This window comes from Streptococcus oralis, assembly GCF_001588645.1.
Taxonomy (GTDB): Bacteria; Bacillota; Bacilli; order Lactobacillales; family Streptococcaceae; genus Streptococcus; species Streptococcus oralis_AB.
In genome coordinates, this window is sequence record NZ_LAYF01000061.1 from 1 (window position 1) to 265 (window position 265).

Sequence of the window (265 nt, forward strand, 5' to 3'; positions counted from 1 at the left end):
TGGGGTGGTGGATGACCAGATCTGGTCCAACTCCCGCTTTAAGCTAGCGCTCAAGGTGGCAGACCGGACGGACTCGATGGAAATGCTTAAGACGCCAGATGCGGCAGAGATCACCCAGACAGGACGGGCCTATCTGCAGGTCGGCAATAATGAAGTCTATGAACTCTTCCAGTCAGCCTGGTCAGGGGCAGACTACCAGCCGGATAAGGATGAGATGGGTATCGAAGACCATACCATCTATTTAATCAACGACCTAGGCCAATAT

1 protein-coding gene is annotated in these 265 nt (G+C 52.8%); it reads left to right on the forward strand.

The window, feature by feature from the left end:
* Positions 1–265 (forward strand): hypothetical protein (locus tag A0739_RS09840; protein ID WP_155718986.1); only part of this gene is annotated, 265 nt, incomplete at both ends.